General features: G+C 69.7%; 16 protein-coding genes. 9 read left to right on the top strand and 7 right to left on the bottom strand.

Annotation, left to right across the window (positions count from 1 at the left end; translation table 11 throughout):
- Positions 1-8: 8 nt before the first annotated feature.
- Together gcl and OG974_RS02720 are read right to left on the bottom strand one after the other, a co-directional pair.
- A complete protein-coding gene (gene gcl, locus OG974_RS02725) occupies positions 9-1796 on the bottom strand; it encodes a glyoxylate carboligase (protein WP_327279338.1) in 1788 nt (595 codons plus the stop codon).
- Between the two features lie 334 nt (positions 1797-2130).
- Complete coding sequence (locus OG974_RS02720; protein ID WP_327286034.1) at positions 2131-2304, bottom strand: hypothetical protein; 174 nt, start codon at positions 2302-2304, stop codon at positions 2131-2133.
- Between OG974_RS02720 and OG974_RS02715 the strand changes: the two genes are divergently transcribed.
- Both OG974_RS02715 and OG974_RS02710 read left to right on the top strand, forming a co-directional pair.
- Positions 2240-2968, top strand: coding sequence for a hypothetical protein (locus tag OG974_RS02715; protein WP_371646706.1), 729 nt, complete (start codon positions 2240-2242; stop codon positions 2966-2968). The two genes, OG974_RS02720 and OG974_RS02715, sit on opposite strands and share 65 nt — an antisense overlap.
- A gap of 134 nt (positions 2969-3102) precedes the next feature.
- Positions 3103-3594, top strand: a complete 492-nt coding sequence (locus tag OG974_RS02710) for a glutathione peroxidase (protein ID WP_327279337.1) — start codon at positions 3103-3105, stop codon at positions 3592-3594.
- Between the two features lie 101 nt (positions 3595-3695).
- Here the strand turns inward: OG974_RS02710 and OG974_RS02705 are convergent, their stop codons facing one another.
- Together OG974_RS02705 and OG974_RS02700 are read right to left on the bottom strand one after the other, a co-directional pair.
- Positions 3696-5396 (bottom strand): AMP-binding protein, encoded by a 1701-nt coding sequence (locus OG974_RS02705; RefSeq protein WP_328764218.1) that lies wholly within the window; start codon positions 5394-5396, stop codon positions 3696-3698.
- A gap of 45 nt (positions 5397-5441) precedes the next feature.
- Entirely contained in the window at positions 5442-6617 is a 1176-nt protein-coding gene (locus tag OG974_RS02700) for a winged helix DNA-binding domain-containing protein (RefSeq protein ID WP_371645284.1), read from the bottom strand.
- Between the two features lie 88 nt (positions 6618-6705).
- Here OG974_RS02700 and OG974_RS02695 point away from each other — a divergent pair, with 88 nt between their 5' ends.
- The 3 genes from OG974_RS02695 to OG974_RS02685 all read left to right on the top strand — a co-directional run bounded on the left by OG974_RS02695 (position 6706) and on the right by OG974_RS02685 (position 9420).
- The gene (locus OG974_RS02695; protein WP_371645282.1) at positions 6706-7872 is read left to right on the top strand and encodes a magnesium and cobalt transport protein CorA; all 1167 of its coding nucleotides are present in this window, start codon (positions 6706-6708) and stop codon (positions 7870-7872) included.
- A 328-nt stretch (positions 7873-8200) separates the two neighbouring features.
- Positions 8201-8731: an SMI1/KNR4 family protein gene (locus OG974_RS02690; protein WP_371645280.1), complete on the top strand. Its 531-nt coding sequence runs from the start codon at positions 8201-8203 to the stop codon at positions 8729-8731.
- 104 nt (positions 8732-8835) lie between these two features.
- Complete coding sequence (locus OG974_RS02685) at positions 8836-9420, top strand: hypothetical protein (protein ID WP_371645278.1); 585 nt, start codon at positions 8836-8838, stop codon at positions 9418-9420.
- Here the strand turns inward: OG974_RS02685 and OG974_RS02680 are convergent.
- The 3 genes from OG974_RS02680 to OG974_RS02670 form a co-directional block, all read right to left on the bottom strand.
- Positions 9405-10535 (bottom strand): tyrosine-type recombinase/integrase, encoded by a 1131-nt coding sequence (locus OG974_RS02680; protein WP_371645277.1) that lies wholly within the window; start codon positions 10533-10535, stop codon positions 9405-9407. The two genes, OG974_RS02685 and OG974_RS02680, sit on opposite strands and share 16 nt — an antisense overlap.
- Positions 10536-10721: 186 nt before the next feature.
- Positions 10722-10988, bottom strand: coding sequence for a helix-turn-helix transcriptional regulator (locus tag OG974_RS02675; RefSeq protein ID WP_371645275.1), 267 nt, complete (start codon positions 10986-10988; stop codon positions 10722-10724).
- A 247-nt stretch (positions 10989-11235) separates the two neighbouring features.
- Positions 11236-11487: a helix-turn-helix domain-containing protein gene (locus tag OG974_RS02670; RefSeq protein WP_150517229.1), complete on the bottom strand. Its 252-nt coding sequence runs from the start codon at positions 11485-11487 to the stop codon at positions 11236-11238.
- A 569-nt stretch (positions 11488-12056) separates the two neighbouring features.
- Between OG974_RS02670 and OG974_RS02665 the strand changes: the two genes are divergently transcribed.
- The 4 genes from OG974_RS02665 to OG974_RS02650 all read left to right on the top strand — a co-directional run bounded on the left by OG974_RS02665 (position 12057) and on the right by OG974_RS02650 (position 16652).
- Positions 12057-12974, top strand: coding sequence for a hypothetical protein (locus tag OG974_RS02665; protein WP_371645273.1), 918 nt, complete (start codon positions 12057-12059; stop codon positions 12972-12974).
- Positions 12971-13669 (top strand): ATP-binding protein, encoded by a 699-nt coding sequence (locus OG974_RS02660; protein WP_371645271.1) that lies wholly within the window; start codon positions 12971-12973, stop codon positions 13667-13669. Before OG974_RS02665 ends, OG974_RS02660 begins: the two co-directional genes overlap by 4 nt.
- 890 nt (positions 13670-14559) lie before the next feature.
- Positions 14560-14955 carry a plasmid mobilization relaxosome protein MobC gene (locus OG974_RS02655; protein WP_031149213.1) on the top strand — a complete coding sequence of 132 codons (396 nt, stop codon included), beginning with the start codon at positions 14560-14562 and terminating at the stop codon, positions 14953-14955.
- The gene (locus OG974_RS02650; RefSeq protein ID WP_371645269.1) at positions 14952-16652 is read left to right on the top strand and encodes a relaxase/mobilization nuclease domain-containing protein; all 1701 of its coding nucleotides are present in this window, start codon (positions 14952-14954) and stop codon (positions 16650-16652) included. Before OG974_RS02655 ends, OG974_RS02650 begins: the two co-directional genes overlap by 4 nt.
- Positions 16653-16666: the final 14 nt, after the last annotated feature.

The raw sequence follows: 16666 nt of genomic DNA, 5'->3' as shown, positions 1-16666 counted from the left end.
CCCGGTCGTCAGACCGACAGCGGGCGGATCGCGGTCGGGGCGTGGCCCGGCTCGGTCGCGAGCTCCTCGAACTCGGTGACGTCGCTCATGTCGACCGTCTTGCTCATCGCGATGTTCGTGATGCGCTCCAGGATGGCCTCGACGACGACCGGGACCTGGAACTCCTGGGCCAGCTTCTTGGCCTGCTCGAAGGCCTCACCCAGCTTCTCCGGGTCGGTGACGCGGATCGCCTTGACGCCCAGGCCCTCGGCGACCTTGACGTGGTCGACGCCGTAGACGCCGATCTCCGGGGTGTTGATGTTCTCGAATTCGAGGTTGACCTCGAAGTTGATGCCCAGGCCGCCCTGCGCCTGACGGATCAGGCCGAGGTAGGCGTTGTTCACCAGGACGTGGACGTAGGGGATCTTGTGCTGGGCGGCGACCGCCAGCTCCTCGATCATGAACTGGAAGTCGTAGTCGCCGGAGAGGGCGACGACCGGGGTCTCCGGCTGCGCGGTGGCGGCACCGATGGCGGCCGGGATGGTCCAGCCGAGCGGGCCGGCCTGGCCGCAGTTGACCCAGTTGCGCGGCTTGTAGACGTGCAGGAACTGCGCGGCCGCGATCTGCGAGAGACCGATGGTGGTGACGTAGCGGGTCTCCGGACCGAACACCTTGTTCATCTCCTCGTAGACGCGCTGCGGCTTCATGGGGATGTTCTCGAAGTGCGTACGGCGCTGGAGGGTCGCCTTGCGCTCCTGCGCGGAGGCGGCCCAGGCGGAGAAGTCCGGCAGCTTGCCCTCGGCCTTCCACTCCTTGGCGATCGCGACGAAGAGCTCCAGCGCTGCCTTGGCGTCGGAGGCGATGCCGTAGTCCGGGGCGAAGATCTTGCCGATCTGGGTGGGCTCGATGTCGACGTGGACGAACTTGCGGTCGCCCCGGTACGCGTCCAGGTTGTAGCCGGTGTGGCGGTTGGCCCAGCGGTTGCCGATGCCGAGGACGAAGTCCGACTCCAGGAACGTCGCGTTGCCGTAGCGGTGGGCGGTCTGGACGCCGACCATACCGGCGGCCAGCTCGTGGTCGTCCGGGATGATGCCCCAGCCCATCAGGGTGGAGATGACCGGGATGTTGGTCAGCTCGGCGAACTCGACCAGCAGGTCGGGGGCGTCGGCGTTGATGATGCCGCCACCGGCGACGATCAGCGGGCGCTCGGACTCCAGCAGGAAGCTCAGGGCCTTCTCGGCCTGGGCGCGGGTCGCGAACGGCTTGTAGACGGGCAGCGGCTCGTACGTCTCGGGGTCGAACTCGATCTCGGTCAGCTGGACGTCGATCGGGAGGTCGATCAGGACCGGGCCCGGACGGCCGGAGCGCATCAGGTGGAAGGCCTGCTGGAAGACGCCGGGAACCTGGGCCGCCTCCAGCACCGTCGTGGCGGCCTTCGTGACGGGCTTGGCGATCGTCGCGATGTCGACGGCCTGGAAGTCCTCCTTGTGGAGCTTCGAGACCGGAGCCTGACCGGTGATGCACAGGATCGGGATGGAGTCCGCGATCGCGGAGTACAGACCGGTGATCATGTCGGTGCCGGCCGGGCCCGAGGTGCCGATGCAGACGCCGATGTTGCCCGCCTTGGCGCGGGTGTACCCCTCGGCCATGTGCGAAGCACCCTCGACGTGGCGGGCCAGCGTGTGGCTGACGCCACCCACGTTCTTGAGCTCTCGGTAGAACGGGTTGATCGCAGCGCCGGGCACGCCGAACGCTTGCGAAACGCCCTCGCGCTTGAGGATCTCCACTGCAGCGGCGGCGGCTGTCATACGAGGCATCGAGTTCTCCTGCGGGTCTGGCGGTCAGACTGTTCCGGTTTCCAGGGCGTTTCCGCAATCCGGAAGTTTTGTTCTGCTATACGGAACAAGCTAAGCGGCCAGTCCCCGCACGTCAAGGAGCATGAGCACCCCGGAACGCACCAAAAGCCGCGTCTCGCGCAAGCGACTTGTACGAAAGACCGGGACTCCGCGGATTGCCAGCGGAAAATCGAGGGCATGCGCGCCCCGCCGGTGGCAGGTGGTGGAGCATGGACCCACGCACAGCGAGGAGGGGGCCGACACTCATGGCGGATGCGGTACCGGTGCGCTGCCCGGCGTGCCTGCGCGAGAACGACTACGCCGCCCCGGTCTTCCCCTGTGCCTGCGGCAGCCCGGTCACCCCGCCGCTGGACATGGCGACGGCGCCCCAGCCGCTGACGCACCGCACCTGGTCGGACACGTGGGTGGCCGTGCGCTGCGCGGCCTGCACGCGGGTGAGCGAGTGGCCGCATCCCGAGGTGGGGTGCACCTCGTGCGGGACGGTGGTGCGGATTCCGGTGCACCCGGTGGGGGCCGAGCCCGGAGCCGGGGCACTGGACGGGCTGCTTCCGCGCCCTGGCGTACGGGGCCCGACGGGGGCGGCGGGGTCGGCGAACGGCGGGCGGGCCGGGTCGGCGGGCCGGGCGGGTTTTTCGGGTTCGGCTGGCGCTCAGGGGACGGCGGGGCCTCCGGGGACTGCGGGGTCTCCTGGGGCGGGTGGTCCCGCGGACTCCGGCCCGGTGCGGCCGGGGGCGGCGCCCGTGCCGCGGCCCGCCTTCCGCCCGGTGACCATCCGTACCGCCCGGGACGCGGTGTCCACGGCCGCCCTGTACCTGCGGTGGCTCGGCTTCCAGGACGTCCGGCAGCCCGACGTGCCGCCCATTCCCTCGGCGGCCGTGGACCTGCGGGCCCCCGGGCTGGTGGCACAGGTGGACCCGACCACCGCCCCCGCGGGGCTGCGGGCCGTGGAATGCGTCTGGCTCAACGGGCTGACGGCCTCCGCGACCAGCGTCTACTTCGCGCTCGCCGGATACACCCAGGACGCCCGCTCCCGCGCGGACGACCTCGGGATACCGCTGTTCGTCATGGACCTCACGGGCATGCCGCAGCCGGTCAACGACCCCGCGGACGCACTGGTGGGAGGGGGCGCGTAGGAGCCGCGGAGGCTGCGGGTGCCCCTGGTCGGGGCGATCGATCGGGCCGCGGGGCAGCACGTAGGCTCGGAACAAACATCCGTGTCCATTGGTTGCCGCATGCTGTCTGCCCTTTCCCTGCCGAGGAGCGCCCGATGAGCCTGTACGACATCCCGCTGACCACCCTGTCCGACGAGCCGACCAGCCTGGCGGCCCACAAGGGCAAGGCGATCCTGCTGGTGAACACCGCCTCGCAGTGCGGTCTCACCCCGCAGTACTCGGGACTGGCCCGGCTCCAGTTCAAGTACGAGGAGAAGGGCTTCACCGTCATCGGCGTGCCCTGCAACCAGTTCGGCGGGCAGGAGCCCGGCAACGCCGACGACATCGCGACCTTCTGCGCGGCCGGCTTCGGGGTGACCTTCCCGATCCTGGAGAAGACCGAGGTCAACGGCGAGAACCGGCACCCGCTGTACCAGGAGCTGGTGAAGACCGCGTACGCCGACGGCGAGGCGGGCGACGACATCCAGTGGAACTTCGAGAAGTTCCTGATCTCGCCCGCCGGCGAGGTCGTGTCCCGCTTCCGGCCGAGCGTCGAGCCCGAGTCGCCCGAGGTCATCGCCGCGATCGAGGCGCAGCTGCCGGCGTAACGCCCCACGGGGTCGACGGTACGTGGGTCCCGCACGGCGGGCCGTACCGTCGGCCCGCCCCGGCCGTACCGGGGCGGGCCGACGGCCGGGCCGCGGCCTCCTCAGCCGAGGAGCTCGGACTCGTCGTACTCCGCCCCCGAGCCGGCTGCCGTGAGCTCCCGCAGCTCCACCCGGCGGATCTTGCCGGACACGGTCTTCGGGAGCTCCGCGAACTCGATGCGGCGGATCCGCTTGTACGGGGAGAGCACCGCCCGGGAGTGCGCGAACAGTACACGGGCGGTCTCCGGCCCGGGCTCCCACCCGGCGGCGAGCGCGACGTACGCCTTCGGCACGGCCAGCCGCAGCGGATCGGGCGCCGGGACCACGGCGGCCTCGGCGACGGCCTCGTGCTCCAGCAGGGCGCTCTCCAGCTCGAACGGGCTGATCTTGTAGTCGGAGGCCTTGAAGACGTCGTCCGAACGCCCGACGTAGGTGAGGTACCCGGCCTCGTCGCGCGAGGCGATGTCGCCGGTGCGGTAGATCCCGTCCGCCATGGCCTCGGCGGTGCGCTCCGGGTCGTCCCGGTAACCGGTCATCACCCCGGCGGGCCGGGGGCGCAGGTCCACGCAGAGCTCCCCCTCGTCCGCGGACTCCTTGCCGGTGACGGGGTCGAGGAGCACGATCTCGTACCCGGGCGCCGGACGCCCCATCGAGCCGGGCTTGACGGGGACCCCCGGGAAGTTGCCGATCTGGAGGGTGGTCTCGGTCTGGCCGAAGCCGTCGCGGATGGTGACGCCCCAGGCCTCGCGGACCTTCTCGATGACCTCCGGGTTGAGCGGCTCGCCCGCGGCGACGGCCTCGCGCGGAGGGGTGCGGAGCTTGGTGAGGTCGGACTGGATCAGCATCCGCCACACGGTGGGCGGGGCGCAGAACGTGGTCACGCCGTGCCGGTCCATCTCCGCCATCAGCCGCTCGGCGTCGAAGCGGGCGTAGTTGTGGACGAAGACGGTGGCGCCCGCGTTCCACGGGGCGAAGAGGTTCGACCAGGCGTGCTTGGCCCAGCCGGGCGAGGCGATGTTCAGGTGCACGTCGCCGGGTCGCAGCCCGAGCCAGTACATGGTGGAGAGGTGCCCGATCGGGTACGAGGCGTGCGTGTGCTCGACGAGCTTGGGGCGGGCGGTGGTCCCGGAGGTGAAGTACAACATCAGCGGATCGGTGGCCAGGGTCTCGCCGTCCGGCGTGAAGGAGCCGCCGGCCGCGTACATGTCCTCCAGCCGCCGCCATCCGGTGGGCACGTCCGGGCCGGCGGCGATCCGGGTGTAGGTGCCGGGGACCTCGTCGAACTTGCCGGTGTCCTCGACGCGCACGATGACGTGCCGTACGCGGCCGCGCTCGATGCGGTCGCGCAGGTCCGCCGGGCCGAGCAGCGGGGTCGCGGGGATGACGACGGCGCGCAACTTCATCGCGCCGAGCATGACCTCCCACAGCTCGCGCTGGTTGCCGAGCATGACCAGGACCCGGTCGCCGGCCGCGACGCCCTGCTCGCGCAGCCAGTTGGCGGCGGAGTCCGAGCGTACGGCCAGCTCGCCGAAGGAGACGGACCGGCTGGTGCCGTCCTCCTCGACGATCCGCAGGGCGTCGGCGCCATTGCCGGCGGCGATGTGGTCGAACCAGTCGAGGGCCCAGTTGAAGCGCTCGGGCCGCGGCCAGGTGAAACCGCCGTGGGCGGCTGCGTAGTCACCGCGGCGTTCGAGCAGGAAGTCGCGTGCGGCCAGGAACTCGGCAGTGGCGTTCTGAGCGCTCTCGGCGAAGTTGTGCGTCATGGAAGGCATCGTGCCGTGCCTGCCGTACGGCCCACCAGAGCGGCGTCAGCCGCGGATTGACCCGAAGCGCACGGAGCCGGGGCCCTCCGTCTCCGTCATCTCCGCGAGCAACCGCTCCCCCTCGGCGACGATTTCGTCCTTCTGCGCCTTCGACGGGGCGTCGAAGAGCTCGACGGTGAGCGTCCCCCGGGCCAGCCGCCATAGGCCGCCGAGGAATCCGTCCACGAGGAGGGTGCAGTAGGCCTGGTTCCCCGCCCAGGAACGCCCCTTGGCCTCGGGGGCGATCACCCGGGTGCGGTCGGAATGGGAGAGCAGCAAGTTGTCGAACTCCGGGAGGAAGCGGGGCGGTGCGGGGGTGCCGGCGTCGGGCCGGGGCGCGTCGGGCAGGTCGAAGAGCTCCACGCCGTTCTCGTCGCGGAACACGGCCAGCCGCGGGCGCAACCGCTCGAAGGCCTCCCCCAACCGGGTCAGCCCGGCCCAGACCTGCATGTCCTTGACGGAGGCGGGCCCGAAGGCGCCGAGGTAGCGCAGCACGACATCGTCGAGGGCCTGCTCCGCCTGCTCTGCCTGCTCTGCCTGCTCCACCTGCTCCGCCTGCGCTGCCTGCTGCGGCGCGGCTTCGTCCTTCGCGGGCGCACCGAGCCACTGCCGCACGGTCGTGAGCCGTACCTGCCCGCTGCGCCCCCAGACCCCGCGCGGGGTGACCTGGACGAGCGGGAGCCGGCACCGGGCGGCGACGGACAGGGCCTGCGGATCGGCGTCCGGCCAGTACCCGAGCAGCTCCTCGCGGATCTCGCCCATGGTGCGGGGCTCGGCCTCGACGAAGGTGCGCGCGAGCTCGCCGAGCCGCTCCAGGTCGACCCCGACGAGGCCCTTGCGGAAGAGGTTGACCTCCCGGTCCCGGGCGCCCTGGACCAGCGGCCGCAGGGTCAGCGCGTCGTGCGCGGTGTGGGTGTGGATGGTGGACCGCATGGTGACCATCCGCACCACCCGCCGGGACTCCATCAGCTCCGCGAGCTCGGCGGGCCGGAATCCGGCGAGCCGGGCGTGCAACTGGAAGTAGGGCGGCTTCACGTTCTGCGCCTGGAGCCCGAGCAGGTGCGTGACGGCGTCCTGCGCGGACATCGCGGCGCGGCTCAGGAGCAGCTGGCGGGCGAGCGTGGCACGGTTGAGTGAACGGGTATCGAGTACGGGATCGCGATGCGTCGTCCTGGAGGCCATGACAGCAAGCTATCCCCGGTTGCGGACACCCGTTGTCCGCAACTCCCCGCCCTTACGGAACGCATTATCGACCGGGAGCTGACCTGCGATGTCGGAGCGCCCAGACCGCCGCCCCCCACCGTCCGGGAAGCGCCCGGGATGGCGCCGCCCCACGCCCCCTCCCGCCACGCCCCCCGCTTCCGGGGGCGCGGCGGGCGCCCGGCCGACGCCGGCTCCGACCGGGCCCCCGGACCACCGCAGCGTGATCGACTCCGCCGTCTACCGCGACGGCCGACGCATCGCCTCCCCCACCACCCTCGCCGAGACCTTCCGCCGGCTGCGCGAAGAGCCCGACGGCATGGCCTGGATCGGGCTGCACCGCCCCACCGAGCCCGAACTCCATTCCCTCGCGGCCGAGTTCAACCTCCACGAGCTCGCCGTCGAGGACGCCCTCGAAGCCCACCAGCGCCCCAAGCTGGAACGCTACGGCGACACCCTCTTCGTCGTCCTGCGCGCGGCGCGCTACCTCGACGCCCCGGAGGAGGTCGAGTTCGGCGAGCTGCACGTCTTCGTGGGCCCGGACTTCCTGATCACGGTCCGCCACGGCGCCGCCCCGGACCTCTCCGCGGTCCGCCGCCGCATGGAGGAATCCCCGGAGCTCCTCTCCCTGGGCCCCGAGGCCGCCCTGTACGCGATCCTCGACGCGGTGGTCGACGGGTACGCCCCGGTCGTCGCGGGAGTCCAGAACGACGTGGACGAGATCGAGACGGAGGTCTTCCGCGGCGACCCGGAGGTCTCCCGCCGCATCTACGAACTCTCCCGCGAAATGGTCGAGTTCCAACGCGCCACCCGCCCCCTGGTCGGCATGCTCCACGCCTTGATGGCCGGCTTCGCGAAATACGGCACGGACGAGGAACTCCAGCGCTACCTCCGTGACGTGGCCGACCACGTCACCCACACCAGCGAACGCGTGGACGGCTTCCGCCAGGCCCTGACGGAAATCCTGACGGTCAACGCCACCCTGGTCTCCCAACAACAGAACGCCGAAATGCGCGCCCTGGCCGAAGCCGGCTTCGAACAGAACGAGGAGATCAAGAAGATCTCCTCCTGGGCCGCCATCCTCTTTGCACCCACCCTGGTAGGCACGATCTACGGCATGAACTTCGAGACCATGCCCGAACTCCACTGGGCAGCGGGCTACCCCTTCGCGATCCTCCTGATGGCGGTCGTCTGCACCAGCCTCTACGTCATCTTCAAGAAGCGCGACTGGCTGTAGACCGCACAGCAGCACCATTGATCAACTTAGCTCCTGCGAACACTGAGAAGCGGCCCGCAGGACTCCCTGGGGAGAATCTGGGGAGAATCCGCAGCCCACCCATGCCGGGCGCTCCCCCGAACCTTGGCGCCAGCCCTCCCGCACCGCCGACCACCTTCGACGGCACGCGATCGCGGAGGGTAACGACAACGGGTGGCACAGCAGATGCTGTGCCACCCGTTGTCACGACCAGGCCTGTCCTGTGTCCCCCGACGACTACAAGCCGGCAGTCGTCCAACGACCTTGCCCGTGGGGCGTCGATGTCCGACCCCCTGTCTAGCCTGTCTCCGTGAAGCCCACCGATGACCGCCAGTTCCCCGCCGCGCTCGCCACCGCGATGGCCGTTCGATTCGACTACGCCGACGGGAAGACCGGGGTGGACTTCGAACCCTTCCCGGCCTTCCTGTCCGCTGCCGAGACCACCGACTGGTTTCAGGCATGGACCGGGAACAGCGAGCTGGACGGCAACGACTTCCGAGTGTTCGGACAAGACGGCACGGGCGGGTATGCGGCGATCTGGCTCATCCGCCCGAGCCGCCCTCTGGCCGAGCAGCCCATCGTCTTCCTCGGCTCGGAGGGCGAGACCGGTGTCGTAGCACGCGACCTGGGCGACTTCCTGTGGCTACTGGCCGACGGCTTCGGCCCCTGGGAAGCCGCCACGTCCTACGAGCCGGACTGGAAGGCGCAGCCCAATCCGGAGCTGGCTGCCATCGCCGAAGGATTCGCACCGCACCAGCGCCGGTCGGCGGCAGCCGTGATCGAGCTGGCGACCCGGGAGTTCCCCGACTTCGACGACACCATCATGGACCTCTGCCGCTGAACCCAGCGTCGTCACCTGCACGACCAGCCGGAATCACGGGAATGACGGAACGCTCAAGTCACCGCGCCCTCTGTCGCGTTCGAGCATCGCTGTAGCCTCTGGCCATGAAGCACGGGGAAGGCGGGGACGCGCTCGTTCTGGAGGCCCGCGAGATGCTGGCCGCCGGACAGGGCGAGGAGGAGGTCTTCGCCGAACTGGCCGCGCGCACCGGTGACTGGGACGCCTGCGCGTTGGCCCTATGTCTGGCCCTGGAAGTGTCCCGGCCGGACGCCGAAGCTCGAATCCACGAGGCACGGCCCCTCTTCGACGAGTTCGAGGCGGGAGAGGAAGACATCGTCGCCATGCTCCTCGCCTGTGGGCACGTGTTCGTCGTGGACCAAGTGCTGGACGGTCGCGGCGAGCGGATCCGCAACCTGTTGTGGACTGCCGCCTGCGCCCGCGGAGGCTTTCCTGGCGGCATGATCCCCTGGTTTCGAACCGGGGAGCTCACGAAGATCTTCCTGCTCTTCACGCAGACCCGGTTCCGGGACGGGCGGGGCTCACCTCCCGAGTTCTGGGAGGCCATGGTTACGGCCGGGGAACTCCTGGCGACCGAGGACAGCCTGGACCAGGCGGAGGTAACGGCGGGGCTGGAACATTGCCGGACGCAGGCGACCGCTGTCGGTACGGGCTCTCAGATGCTGCCGTGAGAGGAGACGAGGCCCTCAGGTACGTACTCGGGCACCGTGCCGAGCAGTACGTCGATGGCCGCGCGGCCCTTGCCGCCAGCCTCCGGCATGAAGTGGGCGTAGTGGTCGAGGGTGATGGTCGGACTTGAGTGACCGAGCCACCGAGCGAGCGTGACGATGGACTCGCCCGCTTCGAGGAGGACCGAGGCGTAAGTGTGCCGGAGCACGTGGAAGCCGTCCTTGCGCGAAGCCTTCCACCGCGCACCCTTCTCCCGCGCGGGAATGACTCCGGCCGCGGCGAGGGCCGGCTTCCAGGCCTCGTCGTTGAAGATGTTGGCGCGGATGGCATTGCCGTACGTCGTCGTGAGGACGAGCGGGAAGCTCTGCTTCTCCCGGTCGGGCTCCGGTCCGCCCCAGGGGAGTTCGACGTCGACGGCCGGATGGTCGAGGAAGTACGCGGCCAGTTCCGTGGCCACCGACCGGGGCATGTCGACGATGCGCGTCTTGCCACCCTTGGGCAGGGCGAAGTAGAGGCACCCGGAAAGAAGTTGGACCTGCCTGCGCACTCGGATGACGCCGCGTTCGAAGTCGATGTCCCTCGGCGACAGCCCAAACACCTCGCCCTGGCGCAGCCCACACCCCACCGCGACGACGACCGCGATCCGGTAGCGAGGATTGATCACGTCCCGTACCCGCTGCGCCGTTGCCAGCGGCCACGCGTCACGATCCTCGTCGGGGGCCTTCGGCCAACGCACCGTCTTGGCCCGCATCGGGTTGCGGACGAGGCGCTTGTCATCGATCGCGGTCTCGAAGATGTTCGACAGCGAGGTGAGGATCTGCCGGGCGTACCGCGGAGAGCACTCGCCTTCGAGCGTGGCTATGTAGCCGCGCAGGACGGTCGCCGACACGTCGCGCAGCGCCACCGCACCGAGGTGCGGAAGGATGTGGAGTCGTACACGCTCGTCAACTCGCTTGACCGTGCCGGGCGCGCCGCGAACGCCGGCGCGCCAGTGGCGCGTGACGAAGTCCGTCAAGGTGATGGAGCCGTCGCGCGGGTCGACGAACTCGCCTCGTTCGCTGTCGGTGCCGGACCGCCGGAGCCACCCCTTGGCGTCCTCCAGCACGTCGAACGACATGTCCCGGACGCCCGGGATTCCAGCGACACGATATCGGGACCCCTTGCCGTAGCGGGTCGTACGCTCACGCTTCCCGGTGACGGGATCCTTCTTCTTTTTGATCCAACGGTCTTCGATATAGCCAGCCAAAGAATTCCTCGGAGTAAGGGTTGGGCGTAGGTCGGGCGGTAAGGCCGGGCAGATCAGTCAGGTCGTGGCCGGATACCCGGCACGGCGCTGCGGGGCAGCATTCACCGGGCTTAGGGAGGCATTGCTGCGGGAGTCCGCCTGCTCCTGTTCCCGGATCCACTCGTCAAGTGTTTGGATCCGGTACATCACACGTCCGCTCCGCCCCATCCGAAAACTCGGCGGACCTTGGCGACGGTGCCGCCACACGTAAAGGGTGGCGGGCGACAGCCCCAGGTATTCGGCGGCTTCACCCACGTTCAGAAAACCCCTCTCCAGCGGCGACATGCGGGGAGACGTGCGGACATTCGCCAGCAATTCACTGTCACAAGCAACACTTCGCACGTATCGAACCTTCGGGGTCTTCCGTCGGCAACCTGCGGCGACGGACATCGGGCATGACAAGCCCGCCCCCGCTTGCTGTCAGGCAGGTGGAGCGGACTACTTCAATGGTCTGGAGAATCCCCGGTTTGGCTGACCGGGGATCGTCGGGTATAAGCCGGGGCGGCGTCACCGCACACCCCATCCCAGCCCCCTACGTCGCGGGCTGGAGCAGGGCGAGTGGGGAGACACCGAGGGCGGCCGCAATGGCGACGAGGTCATCCACGTCGCAGCGTCGGCGGGTCCGTTCGATGCGGGACAGCATGGTGTTGGTCATGGGGTGGCCGAGCTCGGTCACCCGGGCAGCGAGCTCGCGCTGGGCAAACCCGCGCGAGGTGCGCACGCGCTCGATGGCGCCGGCGGTCCGTTCTCCGGCGGGACCGATTTCCGTAGCTCTTCGGGGCATGCGTCTGTTGTAGCTCGGGTTCCCGGGTTCACGTAATCGCGGAAGCCCAGACATGGGACTTTTGGGGCCCGTTTCGCGGAGAACGAACTGCCGATTCCCGCATAGGCGGCCATTGCGGAGCTACGACCCATCTCGGACCACAGAGGTGTGCACAGCATCAGCGGCTCCGGGCGGCGGAAACATAGATCGCCTCGCCTACTCCGGTCAATGGCTTTCGGGGTGCGACCTTCGCCGCTCTCCCCATGCCGTCGACTTTTTGGTCAACCGGGGATTCGCACTTACTGTGAAGACGTTCGCGATCAGCGATGCGATCTGACACTTTTCGAGTGCGGATTCGCTGGACTTGCGCGGGCCGGGTGTGGCTGTCTTGGCTAAGCACCCCCGACAAAGGAATCGGCTCCCGGCGTTGCAGCGCCGAGAGCCGATGGGAGTCCCTTGTCCAAACCGCCCACTCCTGAACGGATCTGAGGAACGTCTATGCCCAACAGTACGGCCGAAGCAGCCGTCCGCACACCCGCGCCCACCCCGGCGTCGCCGTCCCAGCAGCAGACGAAGGCGGGGCGATAGGCATGGCACGCATCCGCACCATCAAGCCGGAAGCCTTCAGCTCCGAATCGCTGGCCGCCGTCAGCATCACCGCCGAGCGGACGTTCTTCGGCCTGCTCACCCAGGCCGACGACCACGGCCGGTTCCGTGACCAGTCCGCCGTCATCGCGGGCCTCTTGTGGTCCCTGCGCCCCGAACACGGCCCGATCGAGGTGGAAGACGACCTCACCCAGCTCGCCGGCAATGAACTCATCTGCCGGTACGAGGGCGAGGAAGACGGCAAGCGGTACCTGCACATCGTGACCTTCTCCAAGCACCAGAAGGTCAACCGCCCCAGCGGTGTCCGGCACCCGAACTGCCCCTACCACGACGGCGGCCGGGTACCCCTGACTTCACCGCTGGCGCAGGGAGGGCTCCGTGAGCCGTCCGTGCACCATCAGGCACCCGCCCCGGAGCCCGCACCTCATGCCACGTCACCGATCCCCGTATCCGCAGGTCAGGGCGGATTCAGTGAGCCCTCCGTGCAGCATCAGGGGGAGGTGCGGGAGCCTGCGCCGAGCCCTCACGGTCCGGATCTAGGACCTAGGATCATGGATCTAGGATCTCCGTTGGGAGGTGCGAGCGCCCCCGCCACACCCCAGACCGCAACGGCCCAGCAACTGGTCGCCGAGTACGCCGCCGCGTGCGGGAAGCGCCCTCCGGGGAAAGTCCTGGGCCACGTCGGCCGGGAAATCAGCAAGCTGCTGCACGAAGGCATCGACCCGGACCACATCCGAGCCGGAGTCGACCGCATGCGCCTGAAGAGCCTCTACCCGAGTCTGCTGCCCAGCCTGGTCAACGAGGCCATGAACCCGCCCCAGGCCACTGCTGGCGCCCGCAGGGCCCCTCAGCCGTACACCAACCCCGTTGACGCCGAAGCCGCTTACGGAGGCCAGCTGTGACCACCGCGACCCGCGAACCCCAGCGTGCTGGCGCCCTGGCAGCCCGTCTCCAGGCCATCCTCGCTGCCAAGGGCATCGACCCCGACACCGCACCCGCCGGGCACACGGTGGAGCCGGTGACCGCCCTGGAACTCGCCGACCGCCGCATCCCGCCCCGCTACCGCGAGGCACTCGCCACCCAACCCGAAGTCCTGGGCTGGGTGGAGGCGGTCACCGGCGCCGGGCGGAACGGGCCGGCCGGTACCCGGGGCATCGCCTACGGCCCCTCGCTGCTGATCGCCGGAACCACCGGCATCGGCAAGACACATCAGGCCTACGGAGCCGTCCGCTCGCTGCTGGCCGCCGGAGTACGCCTGCGCTGGCAGGCGGTCACCTCCGCCGACCTCTACGCCCAGCTCCGGCCCCGGCCCAACCACGACCCCGAGCGGGAGATCCAAGAGCTCGGCCGGTGCCCGCTGCTGATCCTGGACGACCTCGGCGCGGCCAAGCAGTCCGAGTGGACCGAGGAGCTGACGTACCGGCTGATCAACCGCCGCTACACCGAGATGCTCCCGACCCTGATCACCACCAACCTGCCCATCGCGGAACTCCGCAACGCAGTCGGGGACCGCGTCGCCTCCCGTCTGGCAGAGATGACCACCCGCGTCATCCTCACCGGCCCAGACCGCCGACGCGCCCAGCCGTCAGGCTCCTGACCACCACGGTCCCACCCAGGTCGGTCCCCGTCATCGTGGGGGACCGAACCACTGGCCCGAGCCGTTCGGGGACCGTCCCCATCCAGGTCCCGTCCCCGCCCCAATCACGGTCCCCCAACCCGGTCCCGTCCCGGTCGCGGTCCCGGTCCCCGTCCCAGTCACGGTCCCCGTCCCGGTCCCGTCCCCGGCTGGCAGCGGCCTCCCCCAAGAGGGGACCGACAGCAGTCGAGCGGGGACCGTCCCCTTGATTGCGCTGCGCGCGTCGGGCACCACGGGGACCGGTCCCCAACTCTGTTTCCGCAGGTCAACCCCCTGATATCCCCCGACTCAGTGGCGACCGTCCCCACGGTCCCCGCCATCCGGGACCGACCTTCGACGGTTCGGGGACCGTCAAGTCACGACGTCGGGGACCGTCCCCACCCACGACTACGGGGACCGAGACGGGACCGGTCCCCCACACCCATGCCACTGGGGACCGAGAGCCTCCCGAATCCGGGACCGTCCCGCCCGGTCCCCGGACAGCGCCGACAGCATCTCGCGTCACCAGCGAGCGGTCCCCCAACCGGTCGACCCCGCCCAACAGCCCCTTCACACGACCAGCCTCTACCTCTTCAAGGACACGCATGCACAACCCACCGCACGACCGTCCCACCCACGACGATCACATGCCCTCGGTTCCAGCCTCAGGAGGAGCAAGTTGTACCCAGAGCATTGCTCCCGTCGGGAGCAATGCTCTGGGCTCCCCCGCCCCAGGGGTGGCGGGCGCGGACCGGCACCAGGGGGTGCCGGCCCTTCGGGATGCTGCCGAGGCCGGACCGCACCACGAATCGGAGGGACAGCACGCCTGCCACACCCCCCGCTGCACGCACACCGCCCCAACGACATCGCACGTGCGCCAGCGTGAGCGCCTGCTCGCCGAGAAGAAGCGCATCCACCAGCCCAGTTGCCGCATGAACGACGATGAATTCCAGCTCCTCACCCACGCCGCGGCTGCCTGCCGCATGAGCACCGCCGGGTTCCTCGCCCACTCTGCCCTGAAGGCCGCACGCGACCTCGAACACACCGAAGCCGAGATCGCCACCCACCGGGAGATGGTCAGAGAGCTGTTCGCGCTGCGCCGGGCCCTCGGCCAGATCGGCAACAACCTGAACCAGGTCGCCACCGTCTTGAACTCCGGCGCCGATGCCCCGCACGCCAAGGCGGTCCTCGACGCCGTCCAGCGGACCGCCGAGCGCGTGGACGGCTTCACCCAGCGATACGTAGAGACGGAGGCTCCCACCGGATGATCCCCCGCGTCCACAAGATGGGCACCCGCACCATCGGCCTGATCCGCTACCTCTACGGCCCCGGCACCCACGAGGAACACACCGACCCACACCTCGTGGCGGCCTGGGACAGTCTCGTCCCCGACCCCGGACGCAACTCGAAAGCCACTTACGGGGACCTGCAAAGGCTCCTCGATCAGCCCGTCGAAGCCCTGCCCAAGTCGCGACGCCCCACCGAGCACGTATGGCACCTGTCCGTACGTGCCGCGCCCGAGGACCCGATCCTCAGCGACGAGCAGTGGGGCGACATCGCCCGCCGCATGGTCGCCGCCACTGGCATCGCCCCCGACGGCGACACCGCCGCCTGTCGCTGGGCAGCCGTCCGCCACGCCGACGACCACATCCACATCATCGCCACCACTGTCCGCGAGGACGGCCGCCGGCCCCGCCGCCACAACGAAGCCAAGCGCTCCCAGGCCGAAGCCCGTCTCATCGAAGCCGACTACGGCCTGCGCCGCCTCAACGCCGGTGACGGAACCGCAGCCCAGCGCCCCACCAGTGCCGAACACCACAAAGCCGACCGCCACCAGCGGGAACGCACCCCGAGGGAGGAACTGCGCGAGAGCGTCCGACGCGCGGCGGCCGGCGCCCAGAGCGAGGAGGAGTTCTTCGACCGTCTCAGCCGTGCCGGTCTCCTCGTAAAGCGGCGCGTGGCGCCGTCCGGGGACCTCCTCGGCTACATCGTGGCCCTGCCCGACGACCGCAACAAGAACGGCGAACCCGTCTTCTACTCGGGATCCAAGCTCGCCCCCGATCTCTCCCTGCCCCGTATCCGCGAACGCTGGACCCAACCGGCAGAATCCTCCTCGGACGAGGACGTCTCACCGGAGCTCCCCGCTCTCCCGCCGGTCACCGGCCCTGCGTACGCCCGCCGCCGCGCCACCACTGCGACCTGGCAGGCACTGCTGCTCATCGAGCATGCCGACGAAGGCACGGCAGCAGCCCAGATCGCCGCTGCCGGGGAGGTCCTCGACGCCCTCGCCAAGACCTCCGCCGCCTACACCCACAGAGAACTCCGCGATGCAGCCTTCGCGTTCGAACGGGCCTCCCGCTCCCACGTCCGCGCCGTACGCGGGCACGACCACGCCCTGCGCCAGGCTGCGCACGACCTCGTCCACAGCGGACGGTCCCTCGGCCGCGGAGAGGACGGCGCCACCACCGCCATGCTCATCGACACCGCGTTCTTCCTCGTCACCGCGGCAGCGAGTTGGCACACCAAGAAGCACCACGCCCAGCAAGCCGAAGCCGCCCACCAAGCCGCCGAACACCTGCGCGCCGCCTACGAGATCGCGGCAGTCCAGCCGATGTCCGTGCTCCACCAGCGAGGCCGCTCCCTGCCACTGCAGCGACGACAAGCAGTCGTCCTACGCCAGGCGCTGCCCGAGATTGCCGAACAGGTTCTGGCCGAGCCGGGCTGGCCCGCCCTGGCGGCCACACTCGCCGATGCCCAGGCCGCAGGCCACAACCCAACCCACCTCCTCGCAGAAGCCACGCGGCATCGGGAGCTGGACAGCGCCACCTCCGTCAGCGACGTCCTCGTCTGGCGCCTCCGCCGTCTCGCACACCTGCCTGCCGATCCCGCAGCATCACTCCCCCGGCACGCGCCGACCACACAACCGGCTCTGAAGGCCGCGAACAACGCCTCCCGCCGGCGCTGACGGCATAACGCATC

Origin of the sequence: Streptomyces sp. NBC_00597, from assembly GCF_041431095.1 — a bacterium.
GTDB lineage: Bacteria > Actinomycetota > Actinomycetes > Streptomycetales > Streptomycetaceae > Streptomyces.
Note: the sequence above shows the minus strand (reverse complement) of the source record. Positions and strands in the feature narration are given on the sequence as shown.